General features: G+C 67.5%; 22 protein-coding genes. 13 read left to right on the top strand and 9 right to left on the bottom strand.

Annotation, left to right across the window (positions count from 1 at the left end; genetic code table 11):
- Positions 1-12 precede the first annotated feature (12 nt).
- Positions 13-1,728, bottom strand: a complete 1,716-nt coding sequence (locus U1701_RS02935) for a hypothetical protein (RefSeq protein ID WP_332781029.1) — start codon at positions 1,726-1,728, stop codon at positions 13-15.
- A gap of 371 nt (positions 1,729-2,099) precedes the next feature.
- Between U1701_RS02935 and U1701_RS02930 the strand changes: the two genes are divergently transcribed.
- The 3 genes from U1701_RS02930 to U1701_RS02920 are packed head-to-tail and all read left to right on the top strand — an operon-like array spanning position 2,100 to position 3,347.
- A complete protein-coding gene (locus tag U1701_RS02930; protein ID WP_332781028.1) occupies positions 2,100-2,570 on the top strand; it encodes a GNAT family N-acetyltransferase in 471 nt (156 codons plus the stop codon).
- Positions 2,571-2,583: 13 nt separating this feature from the next.
- Positions 2,584-3,003 carry a VOC family protein gene (locus U1701_RS02925; RefSeq protein ID WP_332781027.1) on the top strand — a complete coding sequence of 140 codons (420 nt, stop codon included), beginning with the start codon at positions 2,584-2,586 and terminating at the stop codon, positions 3,001-3,003.
- A 41-nt stretch (positions 3,004-3,044) separates the two neighbouring features.
- Positions 3,045-3,347 carry a LysR family transcriptional regulator gene (locus U1701_RS02920; protein WP_332781026.1) on the top strand — a complete coding sequence of 101 codons (303 nt, stop codon included), beginning with the start codon at positions 3,045-3,047 and terminating at the stop codon, positions 3,345-3,347.
- 192 nt (positions 3,348-3,539) lie between these two features.
- On the opposite strand, the gene U1701_RS02915 is transcribed toward U1701_RS02920, so the two are convergent.
- The 5 genes from U1701_RS02915 to U1701_RS02895 all read right to left on the bottom strand — a co-directional run bounded on the left by U1701_RS02915 (position 3,540) and on the right by U1701_RS02895 (position 6,735).
- Positions 3,540-5,018 (bottom strand): S41 family peptidase, encoded by a 1,479-nt coding sequence (locus U1701_RS02915; RefSeq protein ID WP_332781025.1) that lies wholly within the window; start codon positions 5,016-5,018, stop codon positions 3,540-3,542.
- Positions 5,019-5,101: 83 nt separating this feature from the next.
- Complete coding sequence (locus U1701_RS02910) at positions 5,102-5,395, bottom strand: alkylphosphonate utilization protein (RefSeq protein ID WP_332781024.1); 294 nt, start codon at positions 5,393-5,395, stop codon at positions 5,102-5,104.
- The gene (ung, locus tag U1701_RS02905) at positions 5,392-6,099 is read right to left on the bottom strand and encodes a uracil-DNA glycosylase (protein WP_332781023.1); all 708 of its coding nucleotides are present in this window, start codon (positions 6,097-6,099) and stop codon (positions 5,392-5,394) included. Before ung ends, U1701_RS02910 begins: the two co-directional genes overlap by 4 nt.
- Entirely contained in the window at positions 6,096-6,221 is a 126-nt protein-coding gene (locus tag U1701_RS02900; protein ID WP_332781022.1) for a hypothetical protein, read from the bottom strand. Before U1701_RS02900 ends, ung begins: the two co-directional genes overlap by 4 nt.
- 46 nt (positions 6,222-6,267) lie before the next feature.
- Positions 6,268-6,735: a DUF1810 domain-containing protein gene (locus U1701_RS02895; protein WP_443025979.1), complete on the bottom strand. Its 468-nt coding sequence runs from the start codon at positions 6,733-6,735 to the stop codon at positions 6,268-6,270.
- A gap of 33 nt (positions 6,736-6,768) precedes the next feature.
- Between U1701_RS02895 and U1701_RS02890 the strand changes: the two genes are divergently transcribed.
- Positions 6,769-7,272, top strand: a complete 504-nt coding sequence (locus U1701_RS02890; protein WP_332781021.1) for an Ivy family c-type lysozyme inhibitor — start codon at positions 6,769-6,771, stop codon at positions 7,270-7,272.
- Between the two features lie 2 nt (positions 7,273-7,274).
- The gene (locus tag U1701_RS02885; RefSeq protein ID WP_332781020.1) at positions 7,275-7,913 is read left to right on the top strand and encodes a YbhB/YbcL family Raf kinase inhibitor-like protein; all 639 of its coding nucleotides are present in this window, start codon (positions 7,275-7,277) and stop codon (positions 7,911-7,913) included.
- A gap of 391 nt (positions 7,914-8,304) precedes the next feature.
- On the opposite strand, the gene U1701_RS02880 is transcribed toward U1701_RS02885, so the two are convergent.
- Entirely contained in the window at positions 8,305-9,330 is a 1,026-nt protein-coding gene (locus tag U1701_RS02880) for a GGDEF domain-containing protein (RefSeq protein WP_332781019.1), read from the bottom strand.
- A 75-nt stretch (positions 9,331-9,405) separates the two neighbouring features.
- The gene (locus U1701_RS02875; protein WP_332781433.1) at positions 9,406-9,951 is read right to left on the bottom strand and encodes a peroxiredoxin; all 546 of its coding nucleotides are present in this window, start codon (positions 9,949-9,951) and stop codon (positions 9,406-9,408) included.
- Positions 9,952-10,018: 67 nt separating this feature from the next.
- Between U1701_RS02875 and U1701_RS02870 the strand changes: the two genes are divergently transcribed.
- Entirely contained in the window at positions 10,019-10,867 is an 849-nt protein-coding gene (locus U1701_RS02870) for an inositol monophosphatase family protein (RefSeq protein WP_332781018.1), read from the top strand.
- A gap of 119 nt (positions 10,868-10,986) precedes the next feature.
- Here U1701_RS02870 and U1701_RS02865 read toward each other — a convergent pair whose 3' ends face one another.
- Positions 10,987-13,140, bottom strand: a complete 2,154-nt coding sequence (locus tag U1701_RS02865; protein ID WP_332781017.1) for an AsmA family protein — start codon at positions 13,138-13,140, stop codon at positions 10,987-10,989.
- Positions 13,141-13,319: 179 nt separating this feature from the next.
- Here U1701_RS02865 and rpmI point away from each other — a divergent pair, with 179 nt between their 5' ends.
- The 7 genes from rpmI to U1701_RS02830 all read left to right on the top strand — a co-directional run bounded on the left by rpmI (position 13,320) and on the right by U1701_RS02830 (position 20,862).
- Entirely contained in the window at positions 13,320-13,523 is a 204-nt protein-coding gene (rpmI, locus tag U1701_RS02860) for a 50S ribosomal protein L35 (protein WP_147083819.1), read from the top strand.
- 18 nt (positions 13,524-13,541) lie between these two features.
- Positions 13,542-13,907 carry a 50S ribosomal protein L20 gene (gene rplT / locus U1701_RS02855; RefSeq protein ID WP_056054375.1) on the top strand — a complete coding sequence of 122 codons (366 nt, stop codon included), beginning with the start codon at positions 13,542-13,544 and terminating at the stop codon, positions 13,905-13,907.
- A gap of 193 nt (positions 13,908-14,100) precedes the next feature.
- Positions 14,101-14,421, top strand: coding sequence for a GIY-YIG nuclease family protein (locus U1701_RS02850; protein ID WP_332781016.1), 321 nt, complete (start codon positions 14,101-14,103; stop codon positions 14,419-14,421).
- A gap of 119 nt (positions 14,422-14,540) precedes the next feature.
- On the top strand, positions 14,541-15,635 hold the full coding sequence (gene pheS / locus U1701_RS02845) for a phenylalanine--tRNA ligase subunit alpha (RefSeq protein WP_332781432.1): 1,095 nt from the start codon (positions 14,541-14,543) through the stop codon (positions 15,633-15,635).
- A 121-nt stretch (positions 15,636-15,756) separates the two neighbouring features.
- Entirely contained in the window at positions 15,757-18,171 is a 2,415-nt protein-coding gene (gene pheT, locus U1701_RS02840) for a phenylalanine--tRNA ligase subunit beta (protein WP_332781015.1), read from the top strand.
- An 85-nt stretch (positions 18,172-18,256) separates the two neighbouring features.
- Complete coding sequence (locus U1701_RS02835) at positions 18,257-19,132, top strand: aldose 1-epimerase family protein (RefSeq protein WP_332781014.1); 876 nt, start codon at positions 18,257-18,259, stop codon at positions 19,130-19,132.
- A gap of 161 nt (positions 19,133-19,293) precedes the next feature.
- A complete protein-coding gene (locus tag U1701_RS02830) occupies positions 19,294-20,862 on the top strand; it encodes a peptide chain release factor 3 (protein ID WP_332781013.1) in 1,569 nt (522 codons plus the stop codon).
- Position 20,863: the final 1 nt, after the last annotated feature.

Here is a 20,863-nt window from a genome sequence, read left to right as displayed (position 1 = left end):
CGCCGGTGCGGCTCAGTCGAGAAACTGCTTCGCCTCGAACTGCGCGCCCGCCGACCGTTCGATAGCGACCAGTCTTTCGCGGGCTTCGCGCTGCGATGTCTGCAGGTCGCTCGAGAACGCCTTGGCGCCGATCGCCATGCCCTCGGCCAGTGCCGCGGCGACCTGCTTGTCGTCGACCGCGCCGCTTTTCTCGCCTTCGGCATATCCCACTTCAAGCATCCGCTTGGTGATACCGCCCAGTACATAGGTCTCGAACACGTCCCAGCTCGGCGTGGCGAGCTCGGGGACCTTGGTCTTGATGTCCTCCGGTCGCTCGAGCAGGAACGGGCGCCACTCGACGAAATGCGGCGACAGCCATGAATAGGTCGCACACCGCGACGCGCGCCGGCCAATCGCGTCCTTGGCGATCCCGCCCAGTTCCCAGATCGGCAGCTTCGGCGAGACGAACTCGGCGAGCGGATAGCGCACCACGATTCCCCAGGTCGCGCGCATGAACATGCAGTTCTGCTTGGCCGGTGCGGCCAGCCACTGCGCGACGTTGAGGAAATAGTTCTTGATCCGCGCATAGCTGGCCCGGCCCGCCGCGCTGTATTCGAACCCGAACGCCTTGGGATCGTCGTTGGGGACGGCATCTACCTGATCGCCCGAGCGCGGCCGCCCGATCAGGTTGACGTCGAACCAGTGATGCCAGGTCGAATCCACCACGACCCGCCCGACATTGCCACGATGCCCGTCATAGGCACCGATCGCGCCGAATTCCTTCGCGGTCGCCGGGCCCTTGTTGCGATCGGTGCCGCTGTTGCCATTGCGCCCCTCGGTATGGTCTCCCTGCACGCGCGCCCAGGCGATGATCTGTGGCATGACCCGCGTGCCGCCGACCTCGGGATATTCGGGCTTGTTGGCATAGCTGCCGAAGCTGAACGTCGCGGTCGGGTTGGTCGGCTCGATCACCTCGCCCTCGTGCGGGTGGTCGGGCAGGATGTCGATGACGCCGTCCTTGCCGCACAGCACCGGATGCGGTGCCCAACGATAGCTGAACGGCGAGGTCGACCATAAAGGATAGCGCCGGACGCGCGTCGTCATCGGAATGTCGTCCGATTCGTCGTTGAACGTATAGAAATTGTCGTGGCCGCGGCGCAGCGTGTCGTGACGGTTGACGCCGGTATTGGTCGGCGGGTTTTGCGCGACCGCCCATTTGCGCATCGTGCTGACGCGCGGGATGCGCCCGCACAGCGACGCGCCCAGATCGAAATGATCGCCGACGGCGAACACGCCGCCCTTCTTCTCGTCCATCCACCGCGCGACAATCGCGAGCTCGGCATCGTTGAGCCGCTCCGGGTCGTCGACGTTCTGCCGCGCACCGAAGAACCAGATCTGGTCGAACTGGTTGATGTCGAACGTCGGGTTGGTGAAGCGAAAGCCGTCGATATCGGCGGCGCCGAGCGGGTCGGCCTGTCGATGCGCCTTTGTGACATCGTACCGCACCCACCAGTCCGGGCTGTGCGCGAGCAGGTCGACCACCGCCGAGAGGCTGAAATATAACCGGCCATAGGTGATGTTGACGAAGCTGCCGGGACCGTTGCCGTCGGCGACCATCAGGATCCTGATCCGGCACGGCTTCAGCGCCCAGGGTAGCAGTATGTCGCCGCGATCGATCGCATCAAAGCGTATCTTGTTCACGTCGCGCAGTTCGGCGCGGGCGATAATTGTCTTGCGAACGCTTTCCATAAATCCCTCCGTCAATGACCGGGTTCGGTAAGTATGAATACGCTGTCGACTCGCAGGCAACTATAATGGGTCTAATCCTGGAAATCACAGTATTGATAGTACCAGATATTGATATGTGCAGTAGAATGGTATGAACGAAATCGGATGTAGTATTTTAAATGGCACTTGATGGATTCAATATCGGAATTGATCTGGCAGTTGATATGGAATGCAAAAAAGGTGCGCTACGCGGAAAAGACGGCCGCTCTAAATCGGCGGAGGACGCGTGAAATTCCGTCGCATCGACACGCCGCCGAGCCCCCGTTCCAAGAAACCCCCGTCTCGCGAAAAACCGGGTGCACGCCCCGCCAACTCCCCTACAACCTCCTCCCATGCGCATCCTCCCCTACACCGACGCCCTCGCGCCCGCCTTCGCCGCGATCAACGCCGCCTGGATCGAGGCGATGTTCACGCTCGAGCCGCACGACCGCCACGTCCTGTCGCACCCGCGCGAGGCGATCGTCGATCGCGGCGGCATCATCCTGTTCGCGCAAGCCGATGACGGCGCGATCATCGGCACCGGCGCGCTGATGCCGACCGGCCCGGGCGCGGTCGAGCTCACCAAGATGGGTGTCCTGGAAACCGCGCGCGGCACCGGCGCCGGCCGCGCCCTGCTCGCCGCGCTGATCGACGCCGCCCGCGTAATGCCCGGCATCGACACGCTCTATCTGCTCACCAGCCGCAAATGCGCCGCCGCGATCCACCTCTACGAAGCGGCGGGGTTCGTCCACGACGCCGACATCATGGCGCGCTACGGCGCCGGCTATGCCCGCTGCGACGTCGCGATGCGCTACCCGCTATAGGGCCCGCTCTAGCATGCCGCATCTCGCCCATGTCACGCTGGTCGTCCCCGATTATGACGAAGCGCTCGCCTTCTATGTCGGCACGCTCGGTTTCACGCTCGTCGAGGATACGCCGCTCGACGGCAAGCGCTGGATCACGATCCGCCCGCCCGGCGCGCCCGGCGGGGTCAGGGGGGAGGGCGCCACCATCCTGCTCGCCCGCGCCGCCACCCCCGAACAGCAGGCCGCGATCGGCAACCAGACCGGAGGCCGCGTCGCGTTCTTCCTCGCCACCGACGATGTCGCCCGCGATCACGCCGCCTTCACCGCCGCCGGCGTCGACTGGGTCCGTGCGCCCGTCCGCGCGGCGTACGGCATCGTCGCCGTCTTCCGCGATCCGTTCGGCAACCTCTGGGATCTGATCGAGTACAGGCCCGCCGCGGCCTATCGATAAATCGCTGTCCTACAGCGCGACGATATGATCCAAACTCGTCAATGACCGACTCGCACCACCCCGCTCCCGGGCCGTCGCCGGCGTCGCCGCTGCCGGTTCCGTCGCCCGCCCGCCGCGCGCACTGGACGCCCGCGAAGCAGCGGATCTTCCTGGCCGCGCTGCTCGAATGCGGCAGCATCGCCGCCGCCGCGCGCGCCGCCGGCATGTCGCGGTCGAGCGCGCATCGGCTGCGCGCGCGCCTCGCCGGTACGCCGTTCGTGCGCATCTGGGATCAGGCGCTGGCGGCCCATGCCCAGCGCCTCGCCGATCCGTTCGGTCCCGCCGCGACGCAGGCGCGTCGGTGACGCGGCGGCGTGCCTATCCGTCGCGACCGCGACGCGCGACCGTGGCGCCGGTATCGCCCCAGTGTCGTCCCAGTGTCGTCGCAGTGTCGCCCCGGTGTTGCGTGCGCGTGGCGCGCCCGTCGCGTCGCCGGAGCGTCCGCGGCGCAATCGCCGCCGGAGTCCGCTATCGCGTCAAAATCCGCAATATCCGCCTCAATACAGCCCCGGCACCTCGCGCTGCGGCGTCGTCGGGCGGTCCGGGATCAACAGGTCGCGTGCCTGCACGTCCGGCTCCAGCGTGGTCACGGTCCGCTGGCCGCTCGTGCCGGCACCGCTTGTCGCGGTCGAGCCGGCCACCGCGGCGATCCGCGTGCAGCTCCGCCCCGCGAGGAAGTCGAGCGCGGCACGCGTCGAGGCTTCGCGCGGATCGCCCATCGGATAGCCGATGTCGTCGTTCGCGCGGCAGCTCGCCTCGACCTTGGTCGCCAGCCCATCGAAATAATCGCCCTGCCGCGCGGCGTTCTGCGTCGCGATCGCGACCACGCGCAGCCGGTCGTCGCAGGCCGGCTTGTCGAGCCCGATCTGCCCGACCGGCTTGCCATAGGTATTGCTGCCGATCAGCGCGCCGTTGGCGTGGAGATAGGGGATGAAGGCGTTGATCACGAGCTCGCTTGCCGATGCCGAACCGCCGGTGCCGATGAACGCGACTCGGGTCGGCGCCACCGATTGCGGCTGCGGCGCGAACATCTTGGTGAAGTTCTCCGCCGATTTCTCCGGCCGGAACACGGTGTAGCTGAACACTTCGGAGGTCGACCGGTTCGCGCCCATCAGGTCGCCCATCAGCTCGGCGATCGATCCCAGTCCGCCGCCATTGTAGCGCAGGTCGACGATGATGTTGGTGACCCCGGCGGCGCGGAACTGCGCGAACGCGGCGCGCAAGGCCGGGTCCGCTGTGGTGATGAAGGTGCGCAGGTTGACATAGCCGACGCTCTGCCCGCCCTCGCTGATCACCTTGGCGCCATAGCGGCTCGACACCGGAGTCAGCGTGAAGTCGGTCTTGGCGAGCGTCACGTTGCGCGTCCCGCCGGCGTCGGTGATGCGCAGCACGCGCGCGGTGCCCGCCGTGTCGGGGCCAAGCGCGTTGATCAGCCCCTGGCTGCCTTCTGCCGCGACGATCGCGCTAACCGTGCGCAAATTGCTCGCGGTGGTACCGATCGAGACGATCTCGGCGCCGCGATCGACGCCGGCGGCCAGCGCCGGCGCGCCTTCGAACGCCTCGGTGATGAACAGCCGCTGCCCGGTCGAATCGAGCGCCAGCCGGATCCCGAACCCGGCGCTCTGGCCCGAGTTGTAATAGGCGTCTTCCGCCTTGATCGAAGTGAGAAAGGTGAAATAGCGGTCGCGCCGCTGGCCCCGCGCGGTGGCGGTCAGCGCGTCGACATAGTCGCTGACATTGGCATAGGGCGTCGGGTCGAGCGACGTCGGCAGCGTCTCGGGGAACAGATACCATTCGCGCAACTGCGCCGCGGCCCAGTCCTGCCGCTCGCGCAGCGAACAGCCCGCGACCGCGGTGGGCGTCGGAGTCGCGCCGGGGTTCGAGGCCACCGCACCCGACCCGCCGCCGCCACCGCCGCCGCCACACCCCGCCAGCATGGCCGCCAACGCGAGACTCGCACCCCAGTTCCTACGCATACATACCCCTGTTTTTCGGCAGCTTATGCCTACCGAAACAGCCTGTCAGGCGAAATATCGTCGATCCGTCGGGGGCCGGGTAATCACCGCTTCCGCACGAACTCCGCGCGCAGCACCAGTCCCTTGATCCCCTCGTACCGGCAGTCGATTTCCTGCGCGTCGCCGGTGAGCCGAATCGCCTTGATCAGCGTGCCACGCTTGAGCGTCTGCCCCGCGCCCTTGACCGTCAGGTCCTTGATCAATGTCACCTGATCGCCGTCCGCCAGCACGTTGCCGACCGAATCGCGCACCACGATCGCAGCGTCGTCGGTGCCCGGCACATCCTTCGCCGGCCCCCACTCGCCGGTGTCCTCGTCATAGACATAGTCGTCGGTCATGCGGCTTCGCTTTCGCTAAGGTCGGGCAGCGCCCAGTCGATCGGCGCGCGGCCATGGTCCACCAGAAAGGCGTTGGCCCGACTGAACGGCCGCGACCCGAAAAAGCCGCGCCGCGCCGACAGCGGGGATGGGTGTGGCGACGCGATCACCAGGTGCGGCGCGTGCACCAGCGCTGCCTTGGCCTGCGCATGCGCACCCCACAGGATGAACACCACCGGCTGCGGCTGCGCATCGACCGCGCGGATCGCCGCGTCGGTGAACGCCTCCCAGCCGCGCCCGCGATGCGCGTTGGCCTGCCCGATCGGCACCGACAGTACCGCATTCAGCAACAGCACGCCCTGCCGCGCCCAATGTTCGAGGAAGCCGTGACGCGCACGGGGCACGCCCAGGTCTGTCTCCATCTCGGCATAGATGTTGGCCAGACTCCGCGGCACCGCGACGCCCGGCCGGACCGAAAAGGACAGGCCGTGGGCCTGGCCTTCGCTATGATAGGGGTCCTGCCCCAGGATCACGACGCGCACCTGGTCGAGCGGGGTCAGCGCGAACGCGGCGAACCGATCCGCGGCGGGCGGGAAGATGCGCGCACCCGCCGCCTCGTCCGCGGCGATTTGGCGTTCGAGCGCGGCGATCGCCGGCCGGTCACGCTCCGCGGCGAGCACCGGCGCCCAGCTTGGGTGCCAGTGGGCGGAAAGGGCGTCCGTCACTTGAGCGTCGTCATCTCCACAGGCTTGCCCTTGGTGGTCGGGTTGGACGCGTTCGCCTTGGGCGCCTTTTCGGCCTTGGGCTTGCGCACTTCCTTGTTCGATTTCTTCTGGCTCTTGGCCATCACGGTTCCTCGGATGGGCAGCAGCGCCCGCTGGCATCGTACACGCCTATTCCTTCAGCAACGCAAGCGTCGCCGGATCGTCCGCGCCGCCGAAGAACCGCGTCAGCGCGGCACAAAACGGCGCGGAGTCGTCGGCGACCGCCGCGAACAGCGTCATCGACGACCGCAGCTTGACCGCATCGATCCCGCCCAGGATCGCCTCCGCCGACCCTGTCGCCGCGGTCACCGCCTGCGTCGCCTCGATCAACCGCGGCCCCAGCACCGGATGCGCCAGATAGGCGCGCGCCTCGTCCGCCGAGGCGATCGCATAGGCCTGCGCCATCGCGCTCCGCCCCAGCCCGGCGATCTGCGGAAAGACGAACCACATCCAGTGGCTGGTCTTGGCGCCGCGGCGCAATTCGGCGAGCGCCTGCGGGTAGACGCCGTCCTGCGCGGCGAGAAATCGGTCGAGATCGTGGTTCATCTCGCCGAAATGGTCGCGGCGGGGGGTGCGCGCAACCGCGGCTCCGTGCATGCGTTGGGTGCGAAACGACTCGAAGGGAGCGCCATGCGCCGGATGATGCTGGGGACCGCGCTGCTGCTGGCAGGCTGTGGCGCCGCCGAAAAGACGCCCGACACCGCGGTCGCCGCGAGCGGTTTCACGCCGCCCGCGCCACAGATGCCCAAACCCCTGCCTGGGCAGGCGCAAACGACTCCGCTGACCGCCTATGTTGGCAAATATCCGCACGACGCGGTCGACGGCGTGGGGTTCTACGACCGGTCCGAAGTCGCCAACGGCCTAGTCGCAGCGGTCGGCGACCCGGCGCTGCGCGAGCGCATCCGCGGTCGCTCGGGTCCCGAGAACCCGATCTTCCAGCGCGGCAAGCAGATCGCGGCGTGGGGCTGCGAAGCGCATAATTGCGGAGACCATAACTGGACCGTGCTGATCGACCCGACCCGCGGCAAGACCCAGGTCTGCTATCACGACACCGCGACGATGGGCACGCGCAGCCGCTGGTATGCCGACGCCGCGCCCGTGCTCCGCGCTGGCGCCTGCCCGGCGGAGGGCTGACCATGCTCGAACATATCCCCGCCTGGCTCGGCAAGGCGATGAGCGGTCTGCGCGCCGGGTCCGACAAGCTGGCGATCGTCCAGCTCGGCAAGGGGTTCGACACGCTCGACCTTACCAGCCCAGCGTTCGCGAACGGTGCCCGTCTGCCCGAGCGCTTCACCGCGGACGGGCAGGGCGTATCGCCGCCGTTGACCTGGGGCACGCCGCCCGCCGGCACCGCGATGCTCGTGCTGATCGTCGAGGACGCCGACGCGCCTACCCCGCAGCCGCTCGTTCACGCGGTGGTATGGGCGCTGCCGGCCGATTCGGGACGGTTGGCGGAAGGCGCGATCGTTGCGGACGGCGTCGGCAATGCCCGGGGCAATGCACGGGGCGATGCCCGCGGCGATGTCGGCCGCAATTCCTATCGGCGCGAAGGCTGGCTGCCGCCCGATCCGCCGAGCGGCCACGGCGTTCATGACTATGCGTTTCAAGTGTTCGCGGTCGGCGCCGGGGCAGGCGATCCGGGCGATACGCCCGGCCGCGCCGCGGTGATCGGCGCGATCAGCGGGCATGTGCTCGCAGCGGGATTGTTGATCGGGACCTATTCGCGCGACGAGCCCGCGCCGGTCGGTCCCGTTGGTGCTGTCGTGCCCGCCTGAGTCAGGCGAGCACGACTCCGGCGTAGGTGGCGATCAGCAGGGCGGTGGTGGTAAAGGCGGCAAAGCCGATGACGACGCTGCGCATGGCGAGTCTCCCTGAGTGTGCGATCAGGCGATCGGCAGGACGGGAACCGCGGCGCTGACCGCGAGCGATGCGAAGACCAGCGCGCCGACGAACGAAACGGCGAAACGCTGGGCGGAGGCGAGACGGAGCGACATGGTGGTTTCCTCTGGTTGGCGGCGTCCGGACCATCCGTCCGCCGATACCGGGATGTTTGCATGTGGCGTGCCAATTCCGCACTGCGTTGGTTTCGCTGGATTTATTTAAAATCGCGCTTCGGTGTTGGCGATCCCCGCCAACTCGCCGGGCAAGCTACGCCATTATCCGGCGTCAGGCGGCCGAGACCTGGTCGCGCCCGCCGTTCTTGGCGGCGTACAGCAGCTGATCGGCGCGTGCCAACGCCGCCTCGGCGGGTTCGCCGGCATGAATTGCGGTGACGCCGCCGGAAAAGGTGATTTGCCCCAGCGGTGCATCGGTATCGCGGTTGCGGAAGCGTTTGGCGGCGACGACGGCGCGCACGTTGTCGAGCAGGTCGACCGCCTCGACCAGGGTCAATCCCTGCAGAAGCACCGCGAATTCCTCGCCGCCGTGCCGCACCACCAGATGCGGCGCGCATTCGCTGGCGATCGTCTGCCCGATCGTGCTCAACACGCGATCGCCGACACCGTGGCCGAACTCGTCGTTGATCCGCTTGAATCGGTCGATATCGCAGACCGCGAGGCAATAGGGGCCCGCATCGACGTCGCGTTCGGCGAACGCCTCTTCGAACGCGCGGCGGTTGGGCAGCCCCGTCAGCGTATCGCGCCGGGCGGTGTCGCGGGCTTCGGCCAGTTTTGCGCGCAACGCTTCGGTTTCGGCGGTCGCCTGCGCCAACCGGACTTCGGTGTCGCGAATCCGCGCGATCATCCGCGTCGTGATCGCCCCGATGGCGTCGATCTCGGCCAGCTGCGGCACGCGAAAGATCGCCGCCGCGCTCTGCTCGAGATCGCGGCCAAAGACGCGCGTTTCGACCTGCATGTCGCGCACCATTTGCGCAAATCCATCGATTTGCAGCTGCGTCTGGGCGACCAGCGTCGCCGCCTGGTCCTCGATCTCTTCGCAGTCGGCCGCGCTCGTCGCAAACGCCCCTTCGAACGCCGGCCCACCCAGCGCCTTCAGGTCCGCCATCCGCAACCGAACGCCACCCTGAGTCAGTTCGGCAACGCGCTTGGACAGCACCCCGTCGGGATCGGAAAGCACCGCATATGCGAAGCTGTAATGGACGGGGTCGGGGATCAGATGATGCGCGTCGAGAAACGCACCGATCCGCCCGAATAGCTCCCACGTCCGTACCGGCGCGGTCTGTGCGTGCCCCATCCTGCCCTCCGTCCAAACGCCAGTTAGCCTTGAAACAGTTAGGAAAAGGTCACCAGACGCACCGAAACGGATGCATTATTTGCGCGATAGCTTCTGCGCAGCGGCCAAAGTCATCCCGACATGGTCGGCGGGGTTCATGTCCGAATGGACGAACGCGACCGTGCCGTTCTTCGCGATGACATAGCTGGTGCGGCTGGTGACGCTGCGACCCTGGATCTGCTGCGGCAGCGCGACGTCGTAGCCGCGGACAACCGCCGGGCCTGCGCTCGCGACCGCGAACTTGCCGGCGCACTTCTCGGCAGAGAATTTGGCGAGCGTGTCGACGGTGTCCGCCGACATCCCGATCACGGTCGCACCCGCCTTGGTGAACGCGGGGATCGCCTCGGCAAAGGCGTGCGCCTCGGCGTTGCAGCCACCGGTATAGGCCGCGGGGAAGAAGTAGAGCACGACTGGGCCCTTCTTCAGCTGTTCTGCCAGATGCACCGTGAACACTTTCCCTGCGATCGCACCGCGCGTCGTGAAGTCCGGTGCCTTCGCGCCCGGCGCCAGCGCCGCGACGGCAGGGGCGGTCACCGCAAAGGCGGCGGCGGTCAGGGCGGCGGCGGTCAATAGGCGGCGCATCGGCAATTCCTCTTTGGTCTCGCCGCCGATCCTAGCGCAGCGCGGGCGGGTGCGATAGGCGGTGGCCATGCCCGTGACCAAAGCCGATATCGATCTCGCCCACCGCCTCGCCGACGCTGCGGGCCAGGTGATCCGCCCCTATTTCCGCCACGAATTCGGGCTGGAGATCAAGGACGACCTTTCGCCCGTGACGCGCGCGGACCGCGAGGCGGAGGCGGCGATGCGCCGGCTGCTCGACGCCGAACGCTCGGGTGACGGTGTGATCGGCGAGGAACATGGCGAGAAGGCTGGCGTCACCAACCGCCAATGGGTGCTCGACCCGATCGACGGCACGCGCAGCTTCACTGTCGGACGCGCGATCTTCGGCACGCTGATCGCGCTCGTCGAGGATGGTTGGCCGGTGCTCGGGATCATCGACCAGCCGGTCCAGCGCGAACGGTGGGTCGGCGTCGCCGGGCGACCGACGACGTTCAACGGCGTACCCGTCCGCACCCGCGCCTGCGCTGCCTTGGAGGGTGCTATCGTCGCGACGACCAGCCCGCATCTGTTCGACGAAGGCGAAGTGCAGCCCTTCCTGAAACTCATCGCCGCCGTCTCGGGCGGCAATCCCCGGCAGGGTCCGGTCTATGGCGGCGACTGCTACAATTACGGGCTGCTCGCGAGCGGGCATCTGGACGTGGTGTGCGAGTCCGGCCTGAAGCTCTACGATTTCGCCGCGCTGGTGCCGATCGTCGAGGGCGCTGGCGGGCGGATGTGCGACTGGAACGGCGACCCGCTCACCGCCGCCAGCGAGGGCCATGTCCTCGCGATCGGCGACCCCGCGCGGATGGACGAGGTGCTGGAGGCGATGCACGGCGTGCCGCATGACGACGAGGACCACGGCGAGGGGCATAGCGACGAGGGCCACGACCACTGACACCCGTCACCCCAGCGCAGGCTGGGGTCTCCCGTTGCAGCGTGCCCGCCTGGCCCCGGAGAGATCCCGGCCTTCGCTGGGATGACGCAAGGGGAGGGGGTGCCGGAAGAACGCTAGCCTCAGAAAATCCCGAGAAACTTCTTCCGCTGCCCCTTCTTCTCGTCGGCGGACGCCTTGCCGTCTTCGGCCTTGGCGGTCGTGCCGTGGCCGACATCGTCGCGCGCCTCGCCCTTGGTGGTGCGCTGCGCCTTGGCCGTCGCGCCGGCCAGTACCGGGCCGCACGCGGTCGCCTTCGCGTCGCCGACATCGACGAACGCCAGGAGCCCGGCCACCGGCGTCGCCACCAGCGCCAGCCCAAGCCCCCCGCCGACGCGGGCGAGCAGATCCTTGGAGATCAGGTTCATCTTGGGCGCCGCGAACACCCCGCCAAGACCGATCGGCGACTGGCCCGCAAACACGCTGAACTTCTTCGAATCCGCGCGGAAGGCCAGGTCGACGGCTTCGTTGCGGAAGCTGAACCCGCCGCGCCCGACGATCACGTTCTTCTTCGTATCGATCAGGATCGGATCGGCTGCCGCTACGCCGCCGCGCACCGTGAAGCCGATCAGCCCGCAGTTCATCTGCACCGGCTCGTCGAGCTTGCCCTGGAACATACGCTGCGAGAACGTCCCGATGTCGAGCTCGGCCAGCTGCACGTTGCGCACCGACAAGGCGCCCGACGGCATCACGAACGCGATCCGCCCGGCGGACGAGGCGAGCGAATCATGGATCGAATCGCCGCGTCCCTTCAGCTCGATGCGGCCCTTGATCGTGCCCGTCGTCCCCGACTCGGTCAGGCCATAGCCCTTGAGCAGGCGCCCCAGCGGCGTCGGTGCGAGACGGATGTCGTAGGACACCGCGCTCGGCCGCGACCGCGTATCGAACACGACGTCCGACGATACGTTGCCACGCGCCATCGCAAAGGTCAGCGGCGACAATGCGAGGCGTCCGCGCTCCAGGTCCAGCGTCAGGTCGACGTTGGATATCGGGATGTTCTTCGATTTGACGACCCCGATCGTCCATTTCAGGTCGGCATCGAACCGCCGCATCGTTTCGACCGGGAAGTTGGCGTCGGGCATCAGCCGCTGCGGCGCGGCACCGGTCGCGGCGGCAGCAGCGATTGCCCCCTTGGTCGCGACGATGTCGGGGTTGTAGCCGATGAACGGCGCTGCATCGACGATGTCGAGGCTCTTGGTCGCCAGCACGGAATCAAGGTGGATCCGCGCGCCGTTGGTGATCGTCAGCTTGCCGGCCAGGTCGGTGTTGCCCGCCACGCCGGTGATGCGCGTAAAGCGATACGTTTCCCCGTCCTTCACCATCTGCGAGCGCAGCCGATAGGTACGCGTATTGGGGATCACCACGCCGATGATCGCCAGCAGGTCCGCAAGGTTGCGGCCGCGCGCACGGGTCTGCAGCGGCACGTTCTCGATATCGGCGATGCTCGGCAGCGTCCCCGAAACGTCGAGCACGTTACCCGCCGCGTGCATCTGTGCGACCAGCTTGTTCTCGCCGCGATTGGCGGTTGCATCGGGCGACAGCAATTGCGCGGTCAGCGTGAACGGCGTGTCGCGCACCTGCCCGCCGCCCTTCAGCCCGACTGCCCGCCCGATCTGCGCGTCGACCGAGCGAATGTCGTCGACCTTGAGATCGGCCAGCACACGCATCCGCGGGTCGAGATAGCGCACCGTCGTGCCGGTCACCGTCGCGACGTCGATCCGCGGGAATTCAAGCGGCTTGCCGCCCTTGTTGTCGGTCTCGAAGGTCCAGGTGTTGGCGGTATGCGCGGCGTTCCACTCGAGATCGAGCGCGCCGTCGACCAGATCCAGCCAGTAGAGCCGGCGCTTGCCGAAGACCAGCGACAGCGGCGCGATCCGCGTATCGACGCGCTTGGCTTGGAACAAATTGGGCCGCGTCGCCCAATCCGGGTTCGAGATCGTGAAATCCTCGGCGTAGAATTTGATGCGGAACGGCGCGAAATACAGCTGGAAGTCGCCGCGGACGGTGACGGTGCGATGCGTCTGCGCGCCGACCACGCGCTCGAACGTGTGTTTGAGGAACCGTCCCTTGGTGACGTACAGCACCAGCCACACCGCGAAGATCGTACCGATGACCGCCAGGATCGTGTTGCGGATGATCCGCCGCCGCTTCGCGCGTCGCGCATCGGGGGCTGTAGCCGGAGCCGGATTGGGGGTGGGGGGCGCCGCGGGCGGCTCGGGGGTTACGGTCGCATCCATCAAAAGGCGTATCGCACGGACGCCGCGTCGGTTCCATGGGACACCGGCGCGGTTGCGTCGCGCGGGGCATGCCGCTATGCGGCGCGCTTCTTCGAAAGGCACGCGCCTTACGAATCGCCCGGCCAGTGTGGGCTGCCGCGGCGATTTCAGCGTGTCCTTCGTCAACCGAAAGGAAAAAAATGCCCAAGCTGAAGACCAAGAGCGGCGTCAAGAAACGCTTCAAGCTCACTGCCACCGGCCTGCTCAAGCACGGCGTCGCGGGCAAGCGTCACCGTCTTGCCCACCACAACGGCAAGTACATCCGTCAGAACCGCGGCACCAAGCTGCTGTCGAAGGCGAGCACCGCAGCGGTAAAGGCCTGGGCGCCTTACGGCCTGAGCTGAGCTGAGAGGAATTAGAGAATGGCACGCGTAAAACGGGGTGTAACCACCCGCGCCAAGCACAAGCGTATTTTGGTTCAGGCGAAGGGCTATTATGGCCGTCGCAAGAACACCATCCGCATCGCCCGCCAGGCCGTCGAAAAGGCCGGCCAGTACGCTTACCGCGACCGCAAGGTTAAGAAGCGCACGTTCCGCGGTCTGTGGATCCAGCGCATCAACGCCGGCGTCCGCGCCGAGGGCCTGACCTATTCGCAGTTCATGCACGGCGTTAAGCTCGCCGGCATCGAACTCGACCGCAAGGTCCTGGCCGACATCGCGATGCACGAGGGCGCAGCCTTCAGCGCGATCGTCGCGCAGGTGAAGGCGGCTCTGCCCCAGGCCGCGTAAGCGCCTGACGTAGCGTTGCGAAAAGGGCGTCGGTGGCAACACCGGCGCCCTTTTTCGTTAGGCGCGACGCCGTTGCCCCCCCTTTCCTTCGTCATTCCCGCGAAGGCGGGAATCCATACTGGCAACCGGTTGTGATAGACCGCACCGTTCGCCACTATGGATTCCCGCCTTCGCGGGAATGACGGGAGAGGTGATGGACCGGCAACCCTGCGTCTACATCCTTGCCAGCGGCAAGCACGGCACCCTTTACATCGGCGTGACGTCGAACCTGCTCGGACGGCTGCAGCAGCATCGCGAAGGGTTGATCAAGGGGTTCACGTCCCGCTACGGCGTGGTGCGGCTGGTGCACTATGAGATGGCCGACACGATGGACGCTGCGATCGCGCGCGAGAAGCAGCTCAAGAAATGGAACCGCGACTGGAAGGTGACACTGATCGAGCGTGACAATCCGGACTGGGACGATCTGGCGATCGGCTTGGGACTGGACCCCGTTCCAGGTCGCCGTTCCCGCTAGGCGGGGGCCTTGGTCTCAAGGGCCAGGTATAGAGGCGCTACGGTAGCCAGTATGGATCCCCGCCTCCGCGGGGATGACGAAGTTAGGATTGCGACACTGTGACCAACGACCTCGACCAGATGCGCGAACACATGCTGACCGCGATCGGCGCGGCCTCGGGCCTCGACGCGCTCGACGCGTGCCGGATCGAGGCGCTCGGCAAGCAGGGCACGATCACGGCCCTGCTGAAGACGCTCGGCAAGATGAGCCCCGACGAACGCCAGTCGCAGGGCCCGCTGATCCAGGGCCTGCGCGAGGCCGTCGCTAACGCCATCGCCGAGCGCAAGGCGACGCTCGAACGCGCCGCGCTCGACGCCCGCCTCGCGAGCGAGACGCTCGACATGACCTTGCCCGCCGACGCGACGCCCGCCGGCACGATCCATCCGGTCAGCCAGGTGATGGACGAGCTGGCCGAGATCTTCGCCGACCTCGGCTTCGCGGTCGCGACCGGTCCCGAGATCGAGACCGACTGGCATAATTTCTCCGCGCTCAACATCCCCGAGACGCATCCGGCGCGCGCGATGCACGACACCTTCTATCTGCAGCAGGGGATCGACGCCAAGGCCGCCGGCACCGCCGACGAGAAGACGACCTTCTCGCTGCTGCGCACGCACACCTCGCCGGTCCAGATCCGCACGATGCTGTCGCAGAAGCCGCCGATCCGCATCATCGCCCCCGGCCGCACCTACCGCTCCGATTCCGACGCCACCCACACCCCGATGTTCCATCAGGTCGAGGGCCTCGTGATCGACAAGGGCATCACGCTCGGCCATCTCAAATGGACGCTCGAGACGTTCGTGAAGGCGTTCTTCGAGCGCGACGATATCGTGCTCCGCCTGCGCCCCAGCTACTTCCCCTTCACCGAACCCTCGGTCGAGATCGACGTCGGCTACACGCTGGTGAAGCGCAAGCGCGTCGTCGGCGGCGCCGAGCCCGACGGCTGGCTCGAGATCCTCGGCTCCGGCATGGTCCATCGGAAAGTGATCGAGGCGTGCGGGCTCGATCCCGACGAATGGCAGGGCTTCGCGTTCGGCTGCGGCATCGATCGCCTCGCGATGCTCAAATACGGCATGGACGATTTGCGCGCGTTCTTCGACGGCGATATCCGCTGGCTGAAGCATTATGGCTTTTCGAGCCTCGACGTTCCCACGCTCAGCGGCGGGGTGGGGGCATGATGACCTCCATCCGTCACCCCAGCGAAGGCTGGGGTCTCCCCGTTGGAGAGCACAGCACCCGCCCCGCAGAGATCCCAGCCTTCGCTGGGATGACGGCAATCGAAGTGACGGACATCAGCGCATGAAGTTCACCCTCAGCTGGCTGAAGCAGCACCTCGACACGACCGCGACGCTCGACCAGATCGTCGACGCGCTGACCCGCATCGGTCTCGAAGTCGAAGGCGTCGAGAACCCCGGCGAAAAGCTCGCGGCGTTCACGGTGGCAAGGGTCCTCAGCGCCGAACGCCATCCGCAGGCCGACAAGCTCCAGATCCTCTCGGTCGACGCCGGAAACGGCCCGCTTCAGGTCGTCTGCGGCGCGCCCAACGCGCGTGCGGGGCTCGTCGGCGTGTTCGGCGCGCCCGGCGCCTATGTTCCGGGCCTCGACGTCACGCTCAAGCTCGCCAGCATCCGCGGCGTTGAATCGAACGGCATGATGTGCTCGACGCGCGAGCTGGAACTCGGCGACGACCATGACGGCATCATCGAGCTGCCTGAAGACGCACCGATCGGCACGCCGTATCCCGATTATGCCGGCCTGACCGACCCGGTCATCGACGTCGCGATCACGCCCAACCGCCAGGATTGCATGGGCGTCCGCGGCATCGCGCGCGATCTCGCTGCGGCCGGGCTCGGCACGCTGACGCCGCTGATCTTCGACCCGATCGCGTGCCAGGGCGACGGCCCCGACGTCCGCACCGACGACACCGCCGGCTGTCCCGCCTTCTTCGCGCAGACCGTTTCCGGCGTGACGAACGGCGAATCCCCCGACTGGATGCGCCGCAGCCTGCTCGCGATCGGCCAGAAGCCGATCTCCGCGCTCGTCGACATCACCAACTATCTGATGATCGACCTCGGTCGTCCGCTGCACGTCTACGACCGCGCGAAACTCTCGGGCGGCCTCGTCGCGCGCAAGGCGAAGGGCGGCGAACAGGTCGTCGCGCTAAACGGCAAGACCTACACGCTCGACGAGACGATGACCGTCATCGCCGACGATGCGAGCGTCCACGACATCGGCGGCATCATGGGCGGCGAGCATTCAGGCGTGTCCGCGGACACCACCGACGTCCTGATCGAATGCGCGTATTTCGATCCCGACCACATCGCCCGCACCGGCCAGAAGCTGCTGCTCACCTCCGACGCGCGCAGCCGGTTCGAGCGCGGCGTCGACCCCGCCTTCCTCGAAGACGGTCTCGCGATCGCCACCGCGCTCGTGCTCCATGTCTGCGGTGGCACCGCGAGCGGCGTCACGCGATCCGGCGAACCTCCGGTCGCGCCCCGCGTGGTCCAGTATGATCCACGCCTGTGCGCGGACCTCGGTGGCCTCCACGTCGCGCCCGAGCGCCAGGCCCGCATCCTGCTCTCGCTCGGTTTCACAGTCGGCGCGATCGCCGCGCCCGACGCCTATAGCGACGCGCTGTTCGCGACGATCGAAGGCGCCTGGCCGGTGACGGTCCCGAGCTGGCGCCGCGACGTCGACGGTCCCGCCGACCTGGTCGAGGAAATCGTCCGCATCGAAGGGATCGACAAGATTCCCTCGACCCCGCTCCCCCGGATGCCCGGCGTCGCCACCCCGACGGCGACCCCGGAGCAGAAGCTCGAACGCCGCGCCCGCCGCGCCGCCGCCACGCGCGGCCTCGACGAGGCCGTGACGTGGAGCTTCCTGTCCGACGCCGAGGCCGCGCCGTTCGGCGGCGGCGCCTGGACGCTCGCCAACCCGATCAGCGAAGACCTGAAGGTCATGCGCCCCTCGCTCCTCCCCGGCCTGCTGGCCGCGTCCGCGCGCAACCTCAAGCGCGGTGCGCAGACGGTGCGGCTGTTCGAGATCGGCCGGCGCTATCTCGCCGACGCCGAACGCCCGACGCTCGGCGTCGTCCTTGCCGGCGACCGTCGCCCGCGCGGCTGGCGCGAGGGCAAGGCTGCGAGCTTCGACGCGTATGACGCCAAGGCGGAGGCTTTGGCGCTCCTCGCGGCGTCGGGCGCACCGGTCGATAACTTGCAAGTCATGGGTGAGGCGGGCGAAGCTTGGCACCCCGGCCAGTCCGGCACGCTCCGCCTCGGGCCCAAGACCGTGCTGGCGAGCTTCGGCATGCTCCACCCGTCGGTCCTTAAGGCGTTCGACCTCGACGGCGCGGTCGCCGCGGTGGAACTCTACCTCGACGCCATCCCGCCCAAGCGAGCCTCAGGTTTCGCCCGCCCGGCCTACACGCCCCCCGCGCAGCAGGCCGTCCGTCGCGACTTCGCCTTCCTCGTGCCGGCGGCGCTCGCCACCGACGCGCTGGTCCGCGCCGTCAAGGGCGCCGACAAGGCCGTCATCGTCTCCGCCCGCGTGTTCGACGTGTTCACCGGCCAGGGCGTCGAGGACGGCCACAAGTCGGTCGCGGTCGAGATCGTCCTGCAACCGACCACCAAGAGCTTCACCGACGAGGAACTGAAGGCGGTGGCCGACAAGGTCGTCGCAGCGGCGGCCAAACAGGGCGCCAGCCTGCGCGTCTAGGTAACGCCCCTTTCGTCATCCCCGCGCACGCGGGGATGACGGGAAGTGGGATGCACCGAATGGCAGACCGTAGCGGAGTACAGACATGACCGACCTGATCACCATCGCCAACGCCCATCTGACCGCCGCGATCAACCCGTTCGGCGCCGAACTGACGCACCTGCGCGACGCCGCCGGCCGCGAGCTGATGACCGATGCAGACCCGGCCTTCTGGACCGGCCACGCGCCGATCCTCTTCCCCGTCGTCGGTGTCGTGAACGACGGCGTGATCCGCCTCGACGGCCGCGACTATCCGATGCCCAAGCACGGCTTCGCGCGACGCACCGCCTTCACGCTCGTCGATCACAGCGCAACGACGGCCACCTTCCGCCTCACCGACAGCGACGAAACACGCGCCGCCTATCCCTTCGCCTTCGCGCTCGACATCGTCTTCACGCTCGATGGCGCCACGCTCGCCATCGACGCGCAGGTCCGCAACACCGGTGACGTGACGCTGCCTGCCAGTTTCGGCTTCCACCCCGCCTTCGCCTGGCCGCTGCCCTATGGCCAGGACCGCGCCGACCACCGGATCATGTTCGAATCCGAGGAGCCCGATGCGCTCCGCGTCATCGCCCCCGACGGCACGATCGCGCGTGAAGACCGTACCTCGCCGCTCGACGGCCGCGACCTGTTCCTGCGCGACGACCTGTTCGCCACCGATGCGCTGGTCTGGGACGATGTGAAGAGCCACGCGGTGATTTATGGTGCCCCGCAGGGCCCGCATCTCGCCATCGCCTTCCCCGACACCCCCAAGCTCGGCATCTGGACCAAGCCGGGTGCCGCTTATGTCTGCGTCGAGCCCTGGCACGGCATCGCCGACCCGACCGGCTATACGGGCGACTACCGCGACAAGCCCGGCGTGTTCGAAGTCGCCGCGGGGGATACGAAACGCATTGCGATGAGCGTGACTTTGGTGCCGTAGCGATCCCGCTCCCCTCCCTGAAAGGGAGGGGCTGGGGGTGGGTGGGGGCGGCCTGAGCCAACCCGGTCGGCTCCGCGCGGCAACCGACCCACCCCCGACCCCTCCCTTCCAGGGAGGGGAGAACCCTGTCCTACCGCCCTCGCATCTGCCAAGAGCCCGTCATGACCATCTCCCCCCGCCGCACCTTCGCGATCATCTCGCACCCCGATGCCGGCAAGACGACGCTGACCGAAAAGCTGCTGTATTTCGGCGGCGCGATCCATCTCGCCGGCGAGGTGAAGGCGCGCGGGCAGAACCGCCGCGCGCGCTCCGACTGGATGAAGATCGAGCAGCAGCGCGGCATCTCGGTCACCTCCTCGGTGATGACGTTCGAGCGGCAGGGGATCACCTTCAACCTGCTCGACACGCCCGGCCACGAGGATTTCTCGGAAGACACCTATCGCACGCTGACCGCGGTCGACTCCGCGGTGATGGTCATCGACGCCGCCAAGGGCATCGAGCCGCAGACGCGGAAACTGTTCGAGGTCTGCCGCCTGCGCAACGTGCCGATCATCACCTTCGTCAACAAGGTCGACCGCGAGGGGCGGCCGCCGTTCGAGCTGCTCGACGAGGTCGCCGAGATGCTCCAGCTCGACGTCTGCCCGATGAGCTGGCCGGTCGGCATGGGCGGCGAGTTCGAGGGCGTGTACGACCTCTACGCCAACACGCTGAGCCGCCCCGAAGGCGACAGCCGCGAATATCTCGGCAAGCCGCTGCCCTTCACCGACCTTAACGACACGGCGCTTGCCGACATTCTCAGCCCCGAAGGCTTGGAGAAGCTCGTCGAGGAAGCCGAACTCGCGCAAGGCGGCTACGCGACCTTCGACGCAGAGTCCTACCGCGCGGGCAACCTGACCCCGGTCTATTTCGGCTCGGCATTGAAGGATTTCGGCGTCGCCGAACTGATCGCCGCGCTGGCCGATTACGCGCCCAGCCCCCGCGCGCAGCCCGCCGAACCCGCGCCGGTCAGCCCCGACGGCAGCGAAGTCACCGGTTTCGTGTTCAAGGTCCAGGCCAACATGGACCCCAACCACCGCGACCGGATCGCGTTCATGCGGTTGTGCTCGGGCGTGTTCAAACGCGGCATGAAGCTCACGCCCTCGGGCTCGGGCAAGCCGATCGCGGTGCATTCGCCGATCCTGTTCTTCGCGCAGAATCGCGAGCTCGCCGACGAGGCCTTCCCGGGCGACATCATCGGCATCCCCAACCACGGCACGCTGCGCGTCGGCGACACGCTGAGCGAGAAGGCGGATGTCCGCTTCACCGGCCTGCCGAACTTCGCCCCCGAAATCCTGCGCCGCGTCGTGCTGAAGGATTTCACCAAGACCAAGCAGCTTCGGAAAGCGCTCGACGACATGGCCGAAGAGGGGGTGACGCAGGTCTTCTACCCCGACATCGGTTCGAACTGGATCATCGGCGTCGTGGGCCAGCTCCAGCTCGAAGTGCTGCTGAGCCGTCTCGATGCGGAGTACAAGGTCGCCGCCGGTCTCGAACCCGCCCCGTTCGACACCGCCCGCTGGGTCAGCGCCGCCGACCCTGCGGACCTCAAGGATTTCATGGACCAGAATCGCGGCGCGATGGCGAAGGATCGCGACGGCAACCCCGTGTTCCTGGCCAAGAGCGCGTGGGAAGTGGGCTACATCGCCGACCGCTATGCGAAGGTGAAGTTCGCGGCGACGCGCGAACGGTAAG

Origin of the sequence: Sphingomonas rhamnosi, assembly GCF_036663615.1 — a bacterium.
In the GTDB taxonomy this organism is placed as follows: domain Bacteria; phylum Pseudomonadota; class Alphaproteobacteria; order Sphingomonadales; family Sphingomonadaceae; genus Sphingomonas.
Note: the sequence above shows the minus strand (reverse complement) of the source record. Positions and strands in the feature narration are given on the sequence as shown.